Source organism: Vibrio sp. 10N.222.55.C7, from assembly GCF_041473335.1.
Lineage (GTDB): Bacteria > Pseudomonadota > Gammaproteobacteria > Enterobacterales > Vibrionaceae > Vibrio > Vibrio crassostreae_C.
On the sequence record NZ_JBFRSC010000103.1, the window covers coordinates 1 to 516 of the forward strand.

General features: G+C 38.8%; 1 rRNA gene. It reads left to right on the forward strand.

Annotated features, from left to right (window positions below):
* Positions 1-393 precede the first annotated feature (393 nt).
* A 16S ribosomal RNA gene (locus tag AB4482_RS22825) occupies positions 394-516 on the forward strand; the annotation flags it as partial.

Genomic DNA, 516 nt, shown 5'->3' on the forward strand with positions numbered 1-516 from the left:
AGGACATCGCCAGGCTTTAAATTCGACTTTGTCTACAAAGTAGACAAGTCACCATAGAGTTCTAAGTTTTCTTAGTATTTTATGTTGACTTTCAAAGTAGAAAGCGTATTATACGCGTCCTGCTTAAGTGCTAAGGCACTGAAAGCAAAGCTCTTTAACAATTTAAACCTATCAATCTGTGTGGGCACTCGTTGATGAATATCAAAACGTTTTATCGTTAGATAAAACAGATTCTTCGGAATCAAAATTGATTTCAATGAACTGAGTGACCAATACAAATAACTACTTGTAGTTATTCGGCACAGTCAATTCATTATCATTCTGTTGGAATGGTAATAGCTTTAAAATTACATAGTAGTTTTGAAGTCAGTATTCGTTGAGTCACAAAATCTTAAATTGAAGAGTTTGATCATGGCTCAGATTGAACGCTGGCGGCAGGCCTAACACATGCAAGTCGAGCGGAAACGAGTTATCTGAACCTTCGGGGAACGATAACGGCGTCGAGCGGCGGACGGG